Annotated in this window: 19 protein-coding genes; 6 read left to right on the top strand and 13 right to left on the bottom strand. The window is 53.6% G+C overall.

Annotated features, from left to right (window positions below; all coding sequences use genetic code 11):
- Positions 1 to 50: 50 nt before the first annotated feature.
- From ACSPHG_RS21550 to msrP, 13 genes are all read right to left on the bottom strand, one after another.
- Positions 51 to 1,076 carry an amino acid ABC transporter substrate-binding protein gene (locus ACSPHG_RS21550; protein WP_435955546.1) on the bottom strand — a complete coding sequence of 342 codons (1,026 nt, stop codon included), beginning with the start codon at positions 1,074 to 1,076 and terminating at the stop codon, positions 51 to 53.
- Between the two features lie 497 nt (positions 1,077 to 1,573).
- Positions 1,574 to 1,795, bottom strand: coding sequence for a hypothetical protein (locus ACSPHG_RS21545; protein WP_202306212.1), 222 nt, complete (start codon positions 1,793 to 1,795; stop codon positions 1,574 to 1,576).
- Between the two features lie 298 nt (positions 1,796 to 2,093).
- On the bottom strand, positions 2,094 to 2,390 hold the full coding sequence (gene fis / locus ACSPHG_RS21540; protein WP_000462905.1) for a DNA-binding transcriptional regulator Fis: 297 nt from the start codon (positions 2,388 to 2,390) through the stop codon (positions 2,094 to 2,096).
- A 25-nt stretch (positions 2,391 to 2,415) separates the two neighbouring features.
- Positions 2,416 to 3,381, bottom strand: coding sequence for a tRNA dihydrouridine synthase DusB (dusB, locus tag ACSPHG_RS21535; protein WP_435955545.1), 966 nt, complete (start codon positions 3,379 to 3,381; stop codon positions 2,416 to 2,418).
- Positions 3,382 to 3,756: 375 nt separating this feature from the next.
- Positions 3,757 to 4,497, bottom strand: a complete 741-nt coding sequence (locus tag ACSPHG_RS21530) for a carbonic anhydrase (RefSeq protein WP_435955544.1) — start codon at positions 4,495 to 4,497, stop codon at positions 3,757 to 3,759.
- A 164-nt stretch (positions 4,498 to 4,661) separates the two neighbouring features.
- Positions 4,662 to 5,546: a 50S ribosomal protein L11 methyltransferase gene (prmA, locus tag ACSPHG_RS21525; RefSeq protein ID WP_435955543.1), complete on the bottom strand. Its 885-nt coding sequence runs from the start codon at positions 5,544 to 5,546 to the stop codon at positions 4,662 to 4,664.
- 11 nt (positions 5,547 to 5,557) lie between these two features.
- Entirely contained in the window at positions 5,558 to 7,012 is a 1,455-nt protein-coding gene (gene panF, locus ACSPHG_RS21520) for a sodium/pantothenate symporter (protein WP_435955542.1), read from the bottom strand.
- Positions 7,002 to 7,244 (bottom strand): YhdT family protein, encoded by a 243-nt coding sequence (locus ACSPHG_RS21515; protein WP_435955541.1) that lies wholly within the window; start codon positions 7,242 to 7,244, stop codon positions 7,002 to 7,004. Before ACSPHG_RS21515 ends, panF begins: the two co-directional genes overlap by 11 nt.
- A 115-nt stretch (positions 7,245 to 7,359) precedes the next feature.
- On the bottom strand, positions 7,360 to 8,706 hold the full coding sequence (accC, locus tag ACSPHG_RS21510; protein ID WP_435955540.1) for an acetyl-CoA carboxylase biotin carboxylase subunit: 1,347 nt from the start codon (positions 8,704 to 8,706) through the stop codon (positions 7,360 to 7,362).
- A gap of 10 nt (positions 8,707 to 8,716) precedes the next feature.
- The gene (gene accB, locus ACSPHG_RS21505; protein ID WP_435955539.1) at positions 8,717 to 9,196 is read right to left on the bottom strand and encodes an acetyl-CoA carboxylase biotin carboxyl carrier protein; all 480 of its coding nucleotides are present in this window, start codon (positions 9,194 to 9,196) and stop codon (positions 8,717 to 8,719) included.
- A gap of 21 nt (positions 9,197 to 9,217) precedes the next feature.
- Positions 9,218 to 9,670, bottom strand: a complete 453-nt coding sequence (gene aroQ / locus ACSPHG_RS21500) for a type II 3-dehydroquinate dehydratase (protein ID WP_435955538.1) — start codon at positions 9,668 to 9,670, stop codon at positions 9,218 to 9,220.
- 232 nt (positions 9,671 to 9,902) lie between these two features.
- Positions 9,903 to 10,502 carry a protein-methionine-sulfoxide reductase heme-binding subunit MsrQ gene (gene msrQ / locus ACSPHG_RS21495; RefSeq protein ID WP_435955536.1) on the bottom strand — a complete coding sequence of 200 codons (600 nt, stop codon included), beginning with the start codon at positions 10,500 to 10,502 and terminating at the stop codon, positions 9,903 to 9,905.
- Positions 10,503 to 11,507, bottom strand: a complete 1,005-nt coding sequence (gene msrP, locus ACSPHG_RS21490; protein ID WP_435955534.1) for a protein-methionine-sulfoxide reductase catalytic subunit MsrP — start codon at positions 11,505 to 11,507, stop codon at positions 10,503 to 10,505.
- Between the two features lie 293 nt (positions 11,508 to 11,800).
- On the opposite strand from msrP, the gene csrD reads away from it, so the two are divergent.
- The 6 genes from csrD to rng all read left to right on the top strand — a co-directional run bounded on the left by csrD (position 11,801) and on the right by rng (position 18,729).
- Complete coding sequence (csrD, locus tag ACSPHG_RS21485; RefSeq protein ID WP_435955532.1) at positions 11,801 to 13,744, top strand: RNase E specificity factor CsrD; 1,944 nt, start codon at positions 11,801 to 11,803, stop codon at positions 13,742 to 13,744.
- Positions 13,745 to 14,051: 307 nt separating this feature from the next.
- Entirely contained in the window at positions 14,052 to 15,095 is a 1,044-nt protein-coding gene (gene mreB / locus ACSPHG_RS21480; protein ID WP_000913396.1) for a rod shape-determining protein MreB, read from the top strand.
- A gap of 65 nt (positions 15,096 to 15,160) precedes the next feature.
- Complete coding sequence (gene mreC, locus ACSPHG_RS21475) at positions 15,161 to 16,180, top strand: rod shape-determining protein MreC (RefSeq protein ID WP_435955531.1); 1,020 nt, start codon at positions 15,161 to 15,163, stop codon at positions 16,178 to 16,180.
- Complete coding sequence (gene mreD, locus ACSPHG_RS21470) at positions 16,180 to 16,668, top strand: rod shape-determining protein MreD (RefSeq protein WP_435955530.1); 489 nt, start codon at positions 16,180 to 16,182, stop codon at positions 16,666 to 16,668. The genes mreC and mreD overlap by 1 nt, the downstream gene beginning before the upstream one ends.
- Positions 16,669 to 16,676: 8 nt before the next feature.
- Positions 16,677 to 17,270, top strand: a complete 594-nt coding sequence (locus ACSPHG_RS21465; RefSeq protein ID WP_435955529.1) for a Maf family protein — start codon at positions 16,677 to 16,679, stop codon at positions 17,268 to 17,270.
- Complete coding sequence (gene rng / locus ACSPHG_RS21460) at positions 17,260 to 18,729, top strand: ribonuclease G (RefSeq protein ID WP_435955527.1); 1,470 nt, start codon at positions 17,260 to 17,262, stop codon at positions 18,727 to 18,729. The genes ACSPHG_RS21465 and rng overlap by 11 nt, the downstream gene beginning before the upstream one ends.
- Positions 18,730 to 18,761: the final 32 nt, after the last annotated feature.

The raw sequence follows: 18,761 nt of genomic DNA, 5'->3' as shown, positions 1-18,761 counted from the left end.
AACTCAATCCATGGACACCGCCGCAGCGGTGCCCATACCTGACGTTTCGCTTAGCGAACTGGCGGAGCGTACTGGATGCCACCTTTGTTCCACAGGTTGTTCTGTCCACGTTTGATTTTCAGCGGACTGTTGGCCCCAACGTTATTTTCAAAGATTTCAGCGTAGTTACCGACCTGCTTAACGATGTTATATGCCCATTTGTTGTCGAGCTTCAGATCCTTACCGAAGTCGCCCTCTTTGCCTAGCAGGTGCGCCATATCAGGTGTGGTAGGGTTAGCGGCCATCTGGTCGACGTTTTTAGAATCTACGCCCATTTCTTCAGCGTTCAGCATGGCGAACAGCGTCCAGCGTACGATGGCGAACCAGTCTTCATCGCCACGGCGTACGACCGGCCCTAGAGGCTCTTTAGAAATAACCTCTGGCAGAACGATCCACTCGCCCGGGTTGCTCAACTTGATGCGCAGGGCGTAGAGCTGCGACTGGTCGGAGGCGAGGGTATCGCAGCGTCCTGATTCCAGCGCCTTGGCAGATTCATCGGAACGGTCGAACGTCACCGGTGTGTACTTCATATTGTTCGCTTTAAAGTAATCCGCGACGTTCAGCTCGGTATCCGTACCTGCCTGAATACAAACCGTTGCGCCATCCAGCTCTTTCGCGCTCTTCAGGCCCGCTTTGTTATGCGTCAGGAAGCCGATGCCGTCGTAATAGGTGACGCCGGTGAAAATCATGCCCATGCCCGCATCGCGCGAGGAGGTCCAGGTTGTATTACGAGAAAGGATGTCGACCTCGCCAGACTGCAGTGCGGTAAAACGTTCTTTGGCGGTGAGCGGGGTGTACTTAACTTTTGTGGCATCTCCGAACACAGCTGCGGCGACGCCACGGCAAACGTCCACATCTATACCAGTAAATTTACCGCTCGCGTCCGCGTAGGAAAAACCCGGCAGGCCGTCACTGATACCGCATTGCACAAAGCCTTTCTTTTTCACTGCATCAAGCGAGGTTCCAGCATGCGCCTGGTTTGCCAGGCCCAACAACGAACCGGCTGCAACCAGAGTGGCGATCGTCATCTTTTTCATAATGCATCCTGTGTGGCGAAATTATCGTTATATTTTTGGCGTCCGGGAGGCGCCGTTACCTGTCTGTGGCATCTGCCAGTCTCTGTTAAGCAAAGGGAGTGCCAGAATTGCAGCATGCGTATTGCGTGTACGCTTGCCGCAATAAGCTGAGTGTAGACAGGAAAAGGTGCGCTCAACGCCCCGCAGCGGTGCAAAACTGAAACCTGCGCCACATTTCAGAGCAAAAAAGTTTCAGGATTAGATCATGTAAAAAGAAGTAGTTTCAGGCGTTAATAGTAGCGGGGGTAGCGATACGGCGGGGATGTGAGAATAATCACGAAGCGGCATGCAATGAAAGGGAGTTGGTGAGAACTGAGTGATTTGTTTCACGTTTGCCCGTTAACCAAATCGGTTCGGGGGCAGGGAGCTTTTCTCTCATTGACAAAATCTGCACTTAAATAATGCAAAACAAAAAAAGCGCGAGGTTAGTCGCGCTTTTCTGGCTCACATATTTAGCTTTATTTCGTTAAAGCAACGATACCCAGCGTCAGTCCAGCAAGAGCTGCCGCGCCGCCGGCGATGGCGCCCGCGGTTTCCCAGTTATCCTGAGTGGTGCCTTTCATACAGGTATTGGTATGCACCAGACGACCCTGATCGTCATAAACCGGTACACAAGGTGAGTTGGTCGCACAACCCGCCAGAAGCGTTGAAAGTAGCGCTGCGGCAATTAACTTTTTCATATTTAAACCTCATTGACTCGATCCCCGAGGCAGGGATAACTCTCACTGGTGCGCGGTACGGGCACTGAGTCTTCACAAATGCCACCTCGGTGTGAATGCGCTGATTTTATCACCGCCATCACCCCGTAAGGAGGAGGGAATAATGTCAATTCATGTGGAATGTAAACAAAGTGGAGGAAACAAAACCCGGGCGCAAAATTGTGGAGAAAATAAGGATCAAAAGCCAGGATTCGGATGATAAAAAAGGCGCTTCCCCATGCCGAAGAGCGCCTTTCTAAACAACACTAACTGATTAGTATCAGTTCATGCCGTATTTTTTCAATTTTTTGCGCAGCGTACCACGGTTGATGCCCATCATCAGGGCAGCACGGGTTTGGTTGCCACGGGTGTATTGCATCACCATGTCCAACAATGGCTGCTCTACTTCAGCCAGTACCAGCTCATACAGATCGTTAACATCTTGACCATTCAGTTGAGCAAAATAGTTCTTCAGTGCCTGTTTCACGGAGTCACGCAGGGGTTTTTGGGTAACCTGGTCCTGAGAGTTAACGGTAGAAACGGTCAGTACGTCAGAATTTACGCGTTGTTCGAACATAGTTCTGTCAGCTCTTTATTTCTGTTTACGCAAAATTTTCGAAGTATGCCTCCAACGCCGCAAGCTGTTCGCCTGCATCTTCAATGGCGTTGAATGTGCGCCGAAACTGGTCATCCGGAGCGTGTTCCTGGAGATACCAGGAAACGTGTTTGCGCGCAATTCGGTATCCCTTTACCTGACCATAAAAGTCATGGAGTTCCCGAATGTGTGCACAAAGTAAGTTCTTCACCTCTGCCAGAGGCAAGGGCGGAAGCAACTCTCCAGTGTCCAGATAGTGCTGGATTTCCCGAAAGATCCAGGGTCTTCCCTGAGCTGCACGTCCTATCATCAGAGCATCAGCCCCTGTATAGTCGAGCACAGCTCTGGCTTTAAGCGGGTCAGTAATGTCACCATTCGCGATAATCGGAATGGAAACTTTCTGCTTAACTGCCCGAATACTGTCGTACTCAGCGTCTCCCTGGAATAAACAGGCGCGGGTGCGTCCATGAATTGTCAGGGCCTGAATGCCACACTCTTCAGCCAGTTGGGCAATCTCTACACAGTTACGGTGCGCCGTGTCCCAACCAGTGCGAATCTTTAACGTCACAGGAACGTCCACTGCCTTCACCACCGTCGTCACGATAGACTTCACCAGACTCGGGTACTGCAGAAGGGCTGAACCTGCCAGTTTGCGATTCACTTTCTTGGCCGGGCACCCCATATTGATATCAATAATCTGAGCGCCATTAGCCACGTTAATGCGTGCGGCTTCTGCCATTTCTTCAGGATCGCTTCCGGCAATTTGCACGGTGCGGATACCTGGTTCATCGACATGCACCATCCGTAAGCGGGATTTGTCGCTCGCCCAAACTTCTGGGTTTGAAGACATCATCTCGGAAACGGTTAAACCTGCTCCCATCTCGTAACACAGCGTCCTGAATGGTCTGTCAGTGATGCCAGCCATCGGTGCTGCAATAAGGCGATTTCTGAGCTGGTGGTGTCCGATGCGCATGAGTTAAGAAATGACCATACTGTACCTGCAAGGCGGCGTATATTACGCATTTTTTACCCGAGATGAAAGGACAAACTTTGAGCAATCCGCTGTCGCAGATCAATGAATCATTAAGCCGTATAAGACCTTGGAAATATTTGTTTTTAATTTCATAATGTTAAGATGAGTTGATTAATTTTCAATCGGTTCAAATTAACTGAAAAACAGTAGCAATTAACCGCAATTTAGCGCCGTGCCGCACTATAAACTGCTGCTTTCTTCACCTTTTTCAACGTTTTTATGCGAGGAATGTCACATTATGTTGCGGAGAAGTGCGGTCATTTTTTGCGGATAAAACATCGTAAAAGCGGAGCTTTCGCCCCGCTTCTGAGAGATTTACTCTACAACGACGCGGCCATGTAAAGGCTGAACCGGACGGTTGTTGTTGTGATGCATAACTTCCGTGAATTGTTTCAGTTGGGATTCAGAAAGGGTCAGCGGATGCTTCATCACCAGCCAGCGCACGCCCTCTGTACACGGAGGCGTAGTCAGGGAGCCGCTGAAGCGGTAGTGAGACAAATCTTTTGGCAGCAGCTTGTTGATATCAATTTTTTGGCTCAGCGCTTTGGTTTCATCCACCTTGCCCGGCATTGCACCCCAAAGTTTCGACAGCTCGCTATTAGCAGCCCCGGTATCAAACATTACGGCAACGACGGCTACATCGCCCTCGGCGTTCTTATGCACCATGTGCATTTCCATCGCGTAATGTTTGCCATGAAGGGTATTTTCGCTCGGTGCGTGGAAGTGCATCTGCTGGAGCTGGAAGACCACGCCGTCAATCATCACAACGTCTTTCGCACCGTCAGCAAAACCTGCCTGAACGGTATGGCCGTTGTTGGTAATATTGAGGGGGGAATCGATATAGCTGGCTTTGAGGGGGTTGATGTGCGCGTTCAGCGTTTCTTTGATATCAATCGGCGACTGGTTCATACCCTTTTTGCACAGCTGGTTTTCAGCGCTCATTTCGCCCCAGTGCTCTGGGGAACCCTCACCTTCATAGCTCCAGTGAGAAGCCATAGCAAAAGCGGGCAGCATGCCCATAGTGAGCAGCGCCACGGCGCGTAGTGTAGTTTTCATATATTCATTCCCTGATTGTGTTTTTGAAATATTATTCTCTTAATCAATAGATTAAGGCGATATATTATAAATTCAAATTCACGGGGAAGAGAGGCAAAAAATGGCGGAGATAGGGGAGATTGTAATAACTAACGCGGCCCGAAGGCCGCGTAATAGCGCGAAAATTATCGCTGCTTGATGCCGGTGATGCGGCACCATTCTTCTTTTTCAGCGACCGGATCGAGCGTGAATTTGTCCGCATAGGCTTCACAAACGCTCTCCGCCTGGCTTGCCAGTATGCCAGACAGCCCCAGCAAGCCGCCCTGAACAGGCAGCACGCTAATAAGCGGTGCAAGCTCGCGTAACGGGCCAGCAAGGATATTCGCGACCACCACATCGGCGCTCATTGCCTCAGGCTGGTCTTTCGGCAGATAAAGCTCGAGGCGCTCGGATACGCCGTTACGCTGGGCATTATCGCGGCTGGCCTGAATCGCCTGCGGGTCGATATCGATACCGATAGCTTTAGCCGCGCCCAGCTTCAGCGCAGCAATGGCAAGAATGCCCGAGCCACAGCCGAAGTCGATAACGGTTTTGCCTTCCAGGTCGAGCCCATCTAACCATTCCAGACACAATGACGTCGTCGGGTGCGTGCCCGTACCGAAAGCAAGGCCCGGATCGAGCATAACGTTAACCGCCGTCGCATCCGGCACGTCGCGCCAGCTCGGGCAGATCCACAGACGTTTGCCGAAGCGCATCGGGTGGAAGTTATCCATCCACTCGCGCTCCCAGTCTTTGTCTTCCAGCTGTTCAATCTTGTGGTGGAAGCCCTCACCCAGCAGCGGATGATTTTCGAGGATGGCGACGACTTCTTTCATGTCGGCTTCGGCGTCAAACAGGCCGGTCACATTGGTATCGCCCCACAGACGAGTTTCACCCGGCAGGGGTTCAAATACCGGCGTGTCGTGCGTGTCCTGAAACGTCACGGATACCGATCCGCTTTCAATCAGGGCATCGCCTAGCTCTTCAGCGTTGGCGCCGGTGGTATTAATCTTCAGTTGAATCCATGGCATGGCGAAACTCTTTATTTATCAGTAGTTGAAACAAGCGCTGGCTCCGGCACCGTATGGCCAAAGCGGTTGCCGATGATGAAGGCCAGCAAACTTAATAATAGTGAAGGAACGATCGGGTGGAAACCGAGCAGCTGAATGCTAAAGCTCGCCAGCACGGCGTAAAGAACGCCGCCGACTATCATTCCGCTCAGCGCACCTGCCGCATTGGCTTTTTCCCAATACAGGCCAAGAACTAACGGCCAAAGGAACACGGCTTCAAGACCGCCGAAAGCCAGCAGGTTTAACCAGATAATCATCTCGGGCGGGCGCCAGGCGGCCAGCATCATTAGTACGCCCAACACCAGCGTGGTGATGGTTGAAATGCGTTTCAGGCGCTGTTCCCTGTGAACCTTTGTTGGATTGGCGCTTAACCAAAGATCTTTGACGATCGTAGCCGATGCCTGCAGCAAATGGGCGTTTACGTTTGACATGATGGCGGCCATTGGCGCAGCAAGAAAAAGACCGGCAGCCCACGGTGGAAGCACCTGCATCATCAGCGTGGGGATGACCTGGTCCGGCACCGTAAGATGAGGTAAAACGGCGCGCCCAAGCGCCCCGGCAAGGTGCATGCCCAGCATCAGGATTGCCACCACAACGGTGCCGATAATAATTCCGCGATGTACGGCCTTGCTGTCTTTGTAAGAAATACAGCGCACGGCCGTATGAGGCAGACCGATGACGCCAAAGCACACCAGCACCCAAAATGAAGCCATAAATGTCGGCGTGAGGAATCCCTCCGCGCCTTGCGGGCTCACCAGCTGCGGGTCGATCTGTTGAAGTTTGTCCACCGCGCTATGCAGGCCGCCAGCCGCATGAACGACGCCCACTAGCAGCACGATGGTGCCGATAAGCATCACCATACCCTGCATCGTGTCGTTGAGCACGCTGGCGCGAAAGCCGCCAAAGGCGGTATACAAAGCGATGGTAATGCCGAAGATCAGCAAACCGTTCTCATACTTTATGCCCGCAGCGGTTTCCAGCAGGCGCGCACCGCCAATAAACTGCACGGCGATTGCCCCGACAAAGGCGACCAGCAGGCTAACGCTTGCAATCCAGACGACCGCACGGTTTTGATAGCGGGCCTGCAGCATGTCGTTGAGCGTAATGGCGTTATAGCGGCGAGCAAGAATCGCGAATTTCTTACCAAGTATCCCCAGCGAAAGCCAAATAGTTGGGATTTGGATCATCGCCAGCAGCACCCAGCCGAGCCCGTATTTATACGCCGCGCCGGGGCCGCCGATAAACGAGCTGGCGCTGATGTACGTTGCCGTCAGGGTCATGGCCAAAACGAACCCGCCCATAGAACGACTGCCAAGGAAATACTCGCTCAGGAACGTGCCGGTGCTGCGCTTACGCATTGCATAAACGGAAAGGCCGAAAACGACAAACAGGTAAATAACCAGGACGGCGATAACTTCAAGCTGCATGGTCATCCTCCAGGGAAATGTCGCGGAAGATAAACTTCACCATCGCCCAGCACAGCACGATAAAGACCAGAGGAACCAGCAGACAGGCCATCTCGAACCAGTGCGGCAGGCCGGTGGGGCCAATTTCGTCGCCAGGTAAGTAAGCAGCCACTAACCAAGCTGCAAGATAGGCCAGGGTAAGCCACAGCGCCCAGCGCGCTTCTTTATTGGCCTGAACAAAACGCGTGTCCATTATTATCCCTTGAGTTCGCGGAAAGCGGCGATTGTAACGCATCAAATCGGGCGGGGGATCAAAAAAGAAAAAGGCCGGGTTTCCCCGGCCTTATTAAGCGACGTAACGGAAAAACTTAGTCCTGAAGACCGAGCTTTTTCTCCAGATAGTGGATGTTAGTCCCACCGTGCTGGAAGTGTTCGTCGTTCATGATACGGGTCTGCAAATCAACGTTGGTTTTGATGCCGTCGATGATCAGTTCCGCCAGCGCGTTCTTCATACGGGAGATCGCCACTTCACGGGTTTCGCCGTAGCAAATCAATTTGCCAATCATGGAATCATAATACGGCGGTACGGTGTAGCCGGCGTAAATATGTGATTCCCAGCGCACACCAAAACCACCGGGCGCATGGAAGCGGGTGATTTTGCCAGGGCTTGGCAGGAAGGTGTTCGGGTCTTCGGCGTTAATACGGCATTCCACCGCATGGCCTTTGACGATCACTTCTTCTTGCTTGATTGACAGCGGCTGACCCGCAGCAATGCGCAGCTGTTCTTTGATCAGGTCAACGCCGGTGATCATTTCTGTTACCGGGTGCTCAACCTGAATACGGGTGTTCATTTCAATGAAGTAGAACTCACCGTTCTCGAACAGGAACTCGAAGGTGCCCGCGCCGCGATAGTTGATATCGACACAGGCTTTCGCGCAGCGCTCGCCGATGAACTTACGCAGTTCCGGCGTGATGCCCGGCGCTGGCGCTTCTTCGACGACTTTCTGGTGACGACGCTGCATGGAACAGTCGCGTTCTGCCAGATAGATGGCTTTACCCTGACCGTCAGCCAGTACCTGAATTTCGATATGGCGTGGGTTTTCGAGGTACTTCTCCATATAGACCATGTCGTTGTTGAAAGCAGCTTTTGCTTCCGCACGGGTCATATTAATGGATTGCTCAAGCTCGGCATCGCTACGAACTACGCGCATACCGCGACCGCCGCCGCCGCCGGACGCTTTGATAATAACCGGATAACCGATGCGCTTGGCATGGGCACGGTTTTTATCCATATCGCCGTCGAGTGGGCCGTCAGAACCTGGTACGCAAGGTACGCCAGCTTTCTTCATCGCGTTGATTGCGGAAACTTTATCGCCCATCAGGCGGATAGTTTCGGCACGCGGGCCAATGAAGATAAAGCCTGAACGCTCAACCTGCTCGGCAAAGTTGGCGTTTTCAGACAGGAAGCCGTAGCCCGGGTGAATCGCTACTGCGCCGGTAATTTCGGCGGCAGAGATAATTGCCGGGATATTCAGATAGCTTTTTACGGAAGGAGCCGGGCCGATACAGACCGTTTCATCCGCCAGTAATACGTGTTTTAAGTCGCGGTCCGCGCTTGAGTGCACAGCGACGGTCTTGATGCCCAGTTCTTTACAGGCACGAAGAATACGCAGAGCGATCTCACCACGGTTAGCGATAACAATTTTATCCAGCATGTTCGCCTCGTTACTCGATGACGACCAGCGGCTCGTCATATTCTACCGGTTGGCCGTTTTCAACCAGAATGGCTTTCACCACACCGGCTTTGTCAGCTTCGATCTGGTTCATCATTTTCATTGCTTCAACGATGCACAGGGTGTCGCCAACGTTAACTTTCTGGCCAACTTCAACAAACGCTTTCGCATCCGGGCTTGGGGTGCGGTAGAAAGTACCGACCATCGGGGAACGTACGATGTGACCACTGACTTCAGCAGCCGCTGGCGCTTCCATTGCCGGGGTGGTGGCAGGAGCAACAGCGTTGGACAGGCCTGGTTGCGGCTGCGGCTGGTACATTGGTGCAGCGTAAGCCTGTTGCATCATCGGATAGCCCGCGTTTGGCGCGCTACGGCTGATGCGAACAGATTCTTCGCCTTCAGAAATTTCCAGTTCGGAGATGCCTGATTCTTCAACCAGCTCGATCAGTTTTTTAATCTTACGAATATCCATGAGTGGGTTCCGTACTCTTGTTTAGATGGATTGTGACAGGCGTTTTACCGCCGTCTGTAGTGCATATGAATAACCGTCAGCGCCTAAACCGCAGATCACACCGACAGCTTTATCAGAAAGATATGAATGATGGCGGAACGGTTCACGTGCGTGCACATTGCTCAGGTGGATCTCGATAAACGGGATACTCACCGCCAGCAGGGCATCACGCAGCGCAACGCTTGTATGCGTAAACGCGGCCGGATTGATTAGGATAAAGTCCACGTTGTCTTTAGCCTGATGAATTCGGTCGATTAGCGCATATTCCGCATTCGATTGCAGGTGGCTGAGCGACACATTGAGGGTTTTCGCTTCGTTCTCAAGCGTGTTAACAATCTGTTCCAGGGTTTGGCTACCGTACTTGTCCGGTTCGCGTGTTCCCAGCATGTTCAGATTAGGACCGTTCAAAAGCAAAATGTGAAATTTACCCGACATCGTGCTGCCATCTCCCGCAATTTGTAGGCATTTAACAAAATATACCTAAGTTGCTCGGTTGTCACCTTCAGAGCCTAAAATTGCCCCTCTGGAAAAACCAAAGTCGCACATTATAACGATTTCGTAGCATTTGGCAGCTAAATACTGGTCTTATCAGGGAAGATGATCAACCCATATGGCGTTCAACGCCCGTTGGCGGGCGTATTTTGCAAAGCGGGGCGCACTTTTATAATTAGCGCCACCACTGGCGGAACTTCTTGTAACGCAGGGCGAGGAGAATGACGGCACCCAATGCATAAAGCAAGGGCTGAGGGGAGATAATCTTCACCGACCAAAGATAATGAATAGGGGCAAGGATGGCGACCAGATAGACGAAGTTGTGCAATTTTTGCCAGCGTGAACCTAATTTACGCTGTGCGCGCTGGGTCGAGGTCACGGCTAATGCAAGCAGAATCACCCAACTGATAATCCCCAGCATCAGATAAGGGCGCGTTACCAGCTCCTGCCCAAGCAGGCCAAGATTGCTTATCCCTAACTCAAGCAGGGAATAGCTGACAAGATGCAGCGTAGCCCAGGCAAAACACCATACGCCAAGCAGCCGCCGGGTGCGGATCAGCAGCGGTTGTTTAGCATAGCGGGCAAGCGGAGTGATAAGCAGCGTCGCGAGCAGCAGCTTCAGGGCCATCCTGCCGGTAAAATGCTGAATATCTTTCGCCGGATCGGCGCTAAACAGCCCCTGGCTTGCGGCGTACACCAGCCATATAAAAGGTAGAAAGGCGGCAAGATGCAGCACCACCTTAAGCCATGTGATTTGCTTCGCCGTTAATCGCACTCAGAAGTTCTCCTTTAAATTCAAGCCGCGATACAGCGACGCCACCTGATCGGCATAGCCGTTAAACAGCAGCGTTGGCTGACGTTTCACCTCCAGCACGCCGCCTGCGCCGATAAACCTTTCCGATGCCTGCGACCAGCGCGGATGATCGACGTGCGGGTTCACGTTGGCATAAAAACCGTATTCGTCGGGCGCGGCCATATTCCAGGTTGTGGGCGGCAGTTCGCGCACCAGCTTAATGCTGACTATCGACTTAATGCCCTTGAAGCCATATTTCCACGGTACGGTCAGGCGAATCGGTGCGCCGTTCTGCGGCGGCAGCGCTTTGCCGTAGACGCCGACGGTCAGCATCGTCAGTGGGTGCATCGCTTCATCAAGGCGCAGCCCTTCAACGTAGGGATATTTCAAACCGCCGCCGATAAACCGGTCTTTTTGGCCTGGCATCTGCTCCGGATCGTAGAGCGTTTCAAAAGCGACGTATTTGGCGCTGCTGTTTGGTTCCACGAGCGCTAAAAGCTTGCTGAGCGGGAAGCCAATCCACGGCACCACCATCGACCACGCTTCTACGCAGCGCATGCGATAAATGCGTTCTTCGAGCGGGAAGCGTTTGTATAAATCATCCAGATCGAGCGTCATCGGCTTTGCCACTTCACCGCTGATTTTCACCTGCCAGGGATCGGTTTTCAGGCTGCCCGCGTTCGCAGCCGGGTCGGCTTTGTCCAGACCAAACTCGTAGAAGTTATTGTATCCGGTGACCTTATCCTCCGGCGTCATGGCAAGCTTGGCCTGCCACTGCGCGGGCTTGTTGAAGTCCAGCGCCTTTCCGGCTGGCGCAGGCGGTCGATCGTTACCTTTAAACCACGAAAGAATATCGGCCTCAGCCGTGCGCGGAAGGCTCAGCGCCGCAGCGCTAATACCCAGGGCTTTAAGAACCTGACGACGCTTGAGCATAAAAACGGATTCCGGCGTAACGTCCGCTTCGGTGAGGGCAGTGACCTTCTTCATGACTATCTCCAGCAGGGCTTTTAACTAAGCATGACGGAGAAGTCGCTTCCCGGCGAATATGTCACAGAAAATTGAAATTTGACCCGCCGCTCCGCTGACCCGCCTGCCTTTACATTGGCAAACGAATGCTGGGGTCTATACTCGCTAATTGGCGCGGAATACCCGTTTGCCGCAATAAATGGCGATATTTTGACTGTGGGTATTTGCCTGGCATTGCCTTTTGCTATGTAATGCCGCGTCAATCCTGGCCCGGCTACAGGCGGCATTTTTCATCATACGGAGTTAACACAAGGATGCGATTAACGACGAAACTTTCAGCTTTCATGACCTTACTAACGGGGCTTGCGATTTTCGTGACGCTCATAGGCTGTTCGCTGAGTTTTTTTAACGCCGCACATGACAAAGTGAACCAGCGAGTGCTCGCGGTCGCTACCATCATTGATAATGAATTAGTCACCTCTTCTCCCCAGCTTTTACTTACCCGCCTCAATGAAGTCATGGTTCCGGTCGATATCACCGAAATCCGTCTGCGCATGGGTGACAAAGAGGTTTACGCCCACACGCTCAAGCAGGCTTATACCCCGGGCGGTGGCGCACAGCTTGGCTTTAGAAGCGTCACTGTCGAGCTAATGAAGCACCCGGGAATGTTTGTCAGCCTGACATTCCGCGATCCGGTCGCCAACTACTACAACTCCATTTTCACCACCGTACCGCTGACCATCGCCATTGGGATAATGCTGGTGGTGCTGTTTTTTGCCGTTCGCTGGGTCAAAAAGCAGCTTGCCGGCGAAGAGCTGCTTGAAAGTCGCGCAACGCGAATTCTTAACGGTGAGCGCGGGGCGCAGGTTCGGGGGTCGGTTCTTGAATGGCCGACCAGGGCGAGCAGCGCCCTCGACCTGCTGCTTTCTGATTTGCACAACGTCAGCGAACAGCGCAGCAGAATGGATACCCTGATCCGCGCCTTCGCCGCTCAGGACGCGAAAACCGGCCTGAATAACCGCATGTTCTTTGACAACCAGCTGGCAATGCTGCTGGAAGATCATGAACAGGTTGGGGCGCACGGCGTGGTGATGATGATTCGCCTGCCTGATTTTGACACCCTGCACGATACCTGGGGCCGGGCGGCCGTAGAAGAGTATCTCTTTACGCTTATCAATATGTTGTCGACGTTTGTGATGCGCTATCCCGGCGCGCTGCTGGCCCGCTATTTCCGCAGCGACTTCGCCGTTCTGCTACCGCATCGCACCTTAAAAGAAGCCGACAGCATCGCAAGCCAGCTTTTGAAGGCCGTCGATACCCTGCCAGCCACCCGCATGGTCGACCATAACGATATGCTGCATATCGGTATTTGCGCCTGGCGAAGCGGGCAGACGAAAGAGCAGGTGATGGAAGATGTGGAAGTCGCCACCCGCAACGCCTCCTTGCAGGGAACCAACAGCTGGTCGGTATATGACGATAAATTGCCGGAAAAGGGGCGCGGAAACGTTAAGTGGCGTACGCTGATTGAACAGGCGCTACAGCGTGGCGGCCCGCGCTTCTATCAAAAGCCTGCCGTTATGCGCGATGGTTATACCCATCATCGAGAGATCCTGTGCCGCATCTTTGATGGTGAACAGGAGGTGCTGTCGGCGGAATATATGCCGATGGTGAAACAGTTCGGCCTGTCTGAGCAGTACGACCGCCAGGTCCTGACGCGAACGCTGCCTCTTCTCCGCTTCTGGCCAGAGGAAACACTGGCCGTTCAGGTAACCGTTGACGCACTGATTCGCGTCCCTTTCCAGCGCTGGCTGCGGGATACGTTAATGCAGTGTGAAAAATCGCTGCGAAAACGAATTATTTTTGAACTTGCGGAGGCGGATGTTTGTCAACACATCAGCCGGTTGCAGCCGGTTATACGGTTGGTACAGGCTTTGGGCGTGCGGGTAGCTATCGTTCAGGCTGGCTTAACCGTTGTTAGTACAACATATATCAAGGATCTGGATGTTGAGCTGATCAAGCTGCATCCGGGGCTGGTGCACAATATTGAGAAGCGAACCGAAAATCAGCTGTTTGTACAGAGCCTCGTTGAGGCCTGTAACGGGACGCAAACTCAGGTATTTGCTACCGGCGTAAGGAAGCGTGGCGAATGGCAGACGCTGGTCGAAAAAGGGGTAAGCGGCGCTCAGGGTGATTTCTTTGCCGCCTCCGCACCTCTGGATAGCAACGTGAAAAAATATTCTCAAAGATACTCGGTTTAACCTGCCGTTTATTAATATTTCACGTAGAATAACGCGCGCTGCATCTCAAGGGGGCGCGTGCGTCTGCCGGTCAGAATGTCGCAGCATGCAATGTATGGGTTTGCTGCATTGCCCTGTTCGTTAAATCTACCGCGTTTGTTCACTTACCAGGCGGTTTGGGAACAAAGGTTTGTAGGTGAGACAGGTAAAGCAAACTGCACAAATTTTCACCGTTGCAGAACATTTTTTGCGCCTTGTCGCTGCAATGTGTGGTTGGTAAAGTAAGCGGATTTTGTTTCCGCCCCAGCTTTCAGGATTATCCCTTAGTATGTTGAAAAAATTTCGTGGCATGTTTTCCAATGACCTGTCCATTGACCTGGGTACCGCGAATACCCTGATTTATGTAAAAGGACAAGGCATCGTACTGAATGAGCCCTCCGTCGTGGCCATTCGCCAGGATCGTGCCGGTTCACCGAAAAGCGTTGCTGCCGTCGGTCATGACGCAAAACAGATGCTGGGCCGTACGCCTGGCAACATCGCGGCTATTCGTCCAATGAAAGACGGCGTTATCGCTGACTTTTTCGTGACTGAAAAAATGCTGCAACACTTCATCAAGCAGGTTCACAGCAACAGCTTCATGCGCCCAAGCCCGCGCGTGCTGGTTTGTGTGCCGGTTGGCGCAACGCAGGTTGAACGTCGTGCTATTCGTGAATCCGCCCAGGGTGCTGGTGCTCGTGAAGTGTTCCTGATTGAAGAGCCAATGGCTGCGGCCATCGGTGCAGGCCTGCCCGTTTCTGAAGCAACCGGTTCTATGGTTGTGGATATCGGTGGTGGTACTACCGAAGTTGCCGTTATCTCCCTGAACGGCGTGGTTTATTCCTCTTCTGTTCGTATCGGCGGTGACCGCTTCGATGAAGCCATCATTAATTATGTGCGTCGTAACTACGGCTCCCTGATTGGTGAAGCAACTGCCGAACGTATCAAGCACGAAATCGGTTCTGCCTATCCTGGCGATGAAGTTCGTGAGATCGAAGTTCGTGGCCGTAACCTGGCTGAAGGTGTGCCGCGTGGCTTCACTCTGAACTCCAACGAAATCCTCGAAGCCCTGCAGGAGCCGCTGACCGGTATCGTCAGCGCGGTGATGGTTGCACTGGAACAATGCCCGCCAGAACTGGCTTCCGACATCTCCGAGCGCGGTATGGTATTGACCGGCGGTGGCGCACTGTTGCGTAACCTCGACCGTCTGCTGATGGAAGAAACCGGTATTCCTGTAGTGGTTGCAGAAGATCCATTGACTTGCGTGGCCCGTGGCGGTGGCAAGGCACTGGAAATGATCGACATGCACGGCGGCGACTTGTTCAGCGAAGAGTAATCAGCCGCAGGTAAGGGGGAGTCATCGGCTTCCCCTTCTTGTTGGCCTGGGAATACGCATAGCCTATGAAGCCCATTTTTAGCCGTGGCCCGTCGCTGCAGTTTCGCCTGATCCTGGCGTTGCTGGTGGCGATTGGTGTCATTATCGCCGACAGCCGCCTCGGTACGTTCAGCCAGATTCGAACGTACATGGATACTGCCGTCAGTCCTTTCTATTTTGTCTCAAATGGTCCCCGTGAATTGCTTGATAGCGTGTCGCAAACGCTCGCTTCCCGTGACCAGTTGGAACTTGAAAACCGTGCGTTACGTCAGGAACTGATCCTGAAAAACAGCGAACTGCTGATGTTGGGCCAGTACCGACAGGAAAACGCACGCCTGCGTGAACTGCTTGGCTCCCCGCTGCGACAGGATGAGCAGAAGATGGTGACGCAGGTCATCTCTACCGTAAACGATCCCTACAGCGACCAGGTTGTCATTGATAAAGGCAGCGTAAACGGTGTTTACGAAGGCCAGCCGGTCATCAGTGACAAAGGCGTCGTCGGTCAGGTTGTTGCCGTCGCGAAACTCACCAGCCGCGTGCTGCTGATTTGTGATGCAACCCATGCGCTGCCGATTCAGGTGCTGCGTAACGACATCCGCGTGATTGCGGCCGGTAACGGCTGCACAGACGATCTGCAGCTGGAACATCTGCCTGCCAATACGGATATCCGTGTCGGCGACGTGCTGGTGACGTCCGGTCTGGGCGGTCGTTTCCCGGAAGGCTACCCGGTGGGCGTCGTTTCCTCCGTGAAGCTGGACACCCAGCGCGCCTATACCGTGATTCAGGCTCGTCCAACGGCTGGCCTACAGCGCCTGCGCTATCTGCTGCTGCTGTGGGGCGCGGACCGCGAAGGTCAGACGCCGATGCCGCCGGAAGAAGTTCATCGCGTGGCTAACGAACGTTTGATGCAGATGATGCCGCAAGTTCTGCCTTCGGCTGATTCCGTCGGGCCGCCAGCGCCTGTTCCGCCACCGGCGACAGGTATGCCGCATGTGCCCGCGGCGGCAAGCCCAGCGCCTGCCACCGTCACCCAGGGAGGGCAGTAGTGGGGAGTTATCGTAGCCAGGGCCGTTGGGTTATCTGGCTGTCATTTCTGGTCGCTCTGCTCTTGCAGGTCATGCCCTGGCCGGACGATTTAAAAGTCTATCGTCCGGACTGGGTATTACTGATTCTGCTTTACTGGATCCTGGCGCTTCCGCATCGCGTAAATGTCGGCACGGGTTTTGTGATGGGTGCCATACTGGATCTGATAAGTGGCTCCACGCTGGGCGTTCGCGCCCTGTCACTGAGTATCGTCGCCTACCTGGCCGCACTTAAATTCCAGCTGTTCCGTAACCTTGCGCTCTGGCAGCAGGCGCTGGTGGTGATGCTTTTGTCACTGCTAACCGATGTCATTGTTTTCTGGTCAGAGTTTTTGGTGATCAACGTCTCCTTCCGACCGGAAGTGTTCTGGAGTAGCGTGGTCAACGGCGTGCTTTGGCCGTGGATTTTCCTGTTGATGCGAAAAATTCGTCAACAATTTGCCGTGCAGTAGGATTCATCATGACAGCTTTATACCTTGCCTCCGGTTCTCCACGCCGCCAGGAACTTCTCACCCAGCTCGGCGTGTCTTTTGAACGCATAGTGACAGACGTAGAAGAGAAGCGTCTGGCACATGAAAGCGCTGAACAGTACGTTCGCCGCCTGGCACGAGACAAAGCTCAGGCGGGCGTGGCGCAGGCGCCGCAGGATTTACCGGTGTTAGGGGCAGACACTATTGTTATCTACAATGGTGAAGTTTTGGAAAAGCCGCGCGATCAACAACATGCGCATGAGATGCTACGATTACTGTCTGGTCATCAGCATCAGGTCATGACCGCCGTTGCGCTGGCCGATAGCCAGACGGTGCTCGACTGCCTCGTGGTGACAGAAGTGACTTTCCGAAGCTTATCAGAACAGGATATCGCCGCTTACGTCGCCAGCGGTGAACCGATGGATAAAGCAGGGGCATACGGTATTCAGGGCCTTGGTGGCTGCTTCGTCAGGAAGATAAACGGCAGTTATCACGCCGTTGTCGGATTGCCGCTGGTAGAAACGTATGAATTACTGAGTAATTTTCACGCGCTGCGTGATGGACGAGGAAAAGATGACGGCTGAATTACTGGTCAATGTTACCCCTTCAGAGACGCGGGTAGCCTATATTGACGGCGGAATACTGCAGGAGATCCACATCGAGCGCGAAGCGCGCCGGGGGATCGTAGGGAATATCTACAAAGGTCGTGTTAGCCGGGTGCTACCGGGGATGCAGGCGGCATTTGTAGATATTGGCCTTGATAAGGCAGCGTTTCTTCACGCCTCTGACATCATGCCTCATACCGAATGCGTTGCCGGGGAAGAGCGTAAGAACTTCACGGTGCGCGACATCTCCGAGCTGGTTCGTCAGGGCCAGGACCTGATGGTGCAGGTGGTGAAAGATCCGCTGGGCACCAAAGGCGCTCGTCTGACAACGGATATTACTCTGCCGTCGCGCTACCTGGTATTTATGCCCGGCGCTTCGCACGTTGGGGTTTCCCAGCGTATCGAAAGCGAAGAAGAGCGCGAACGTTTAAAACGCGTGGTCAACGCCTACTGCGACGAGCAGGGCGGGTTTATCATTCGTACCGCGGCGGAAGGCGTGTGTGAAGAAGATTTGTCTTCCGATGCCGCCTACCTGAAACGCGTGTGGACGAAGGTCAGCGAACGCAAAAAGCGTAACAAAACCCGCTGCCAGCTGTACGGCGAACTGGCGCTTGCGCAGCGCGTGCTGCGTGATTTTGCCGATGCGGCGCTCGACAGAATTCGCGTCGACTCGCGTCTGACCTACGAAATGCTGCTGGACTTCACCGCCGAATATATGCCGGAGATGAACAGCAAAATCGAACACTACAGCGGCCGTCAGCCGATCTTCGACCTGTTCGACGTCGAAAATGAAATCCAGCGTGCGCTGGAGCGCAAGGTTGAGCTGAAATCCGGCGGCTATCTGGTTATCGATCAAACCGAAGCCATGACCACCGTCGATATAAACACCGGCGCGTTTGTCGGCCATCGCAACCTCGACGATACTATTTTCAACACCAACATCGAAGCTACGCAGGCCATCGCCCGCCAGCTTCGACTGCGTAATCTTGGCGGCATTATCATCATCGACTTTATCGATATGAGTAATGAAGACCACCGCCGCCGCGTGCTGCACTCGCTGGAGCAGGCGCTCAGCAAAGACCGCGTAAAAACCAGCGTCAACGGTTTCTCGCAGCTGGGCCTCGTTGAGATGACGCGCAAGCGCACCCGCGAAAGCGTGGAGCACGTGCTATGCGCAGGTTGTCCAACGTGCCACGGGCGCGGCACGGTCAAAACCGTCGAAACGGTGTGCTATGAAATCATGCGCGAAATCGTGCGCGTTCATCACGCCTATGATTCAGACCGCTTCCTGGTTTACGCCTCCCCGGCGGTTGGCGAAGCGCTGAAAAGCGAAGAATCTCACGCGCTGGCAGAGGTAGAAATCTTTGTCGGCAAGCAGGTAAAAGTACAGATCGAACCGCTCTATAATCAGGAGCAGTTTGACGTCGTCATGATGTAACCCGTTACGCGGGTTGTACTTTTTAGGGTGAC

It is taken from the genome of Dryocola baronae, assembly GCF_051297175.1.
In the GTDB taxonomy this organism is placed as follows: domain Bacteria; phylum Pseudomonadota; class Gammaproteobacteria; order Enterobacterales; family Enterobacteriaceae; genus Dryocola.
The sequence above is the reverse complement of the archived record's forward strand: the minus strand, read 5'-3'. Positions and strand labels throughout refer to the sequence as shown.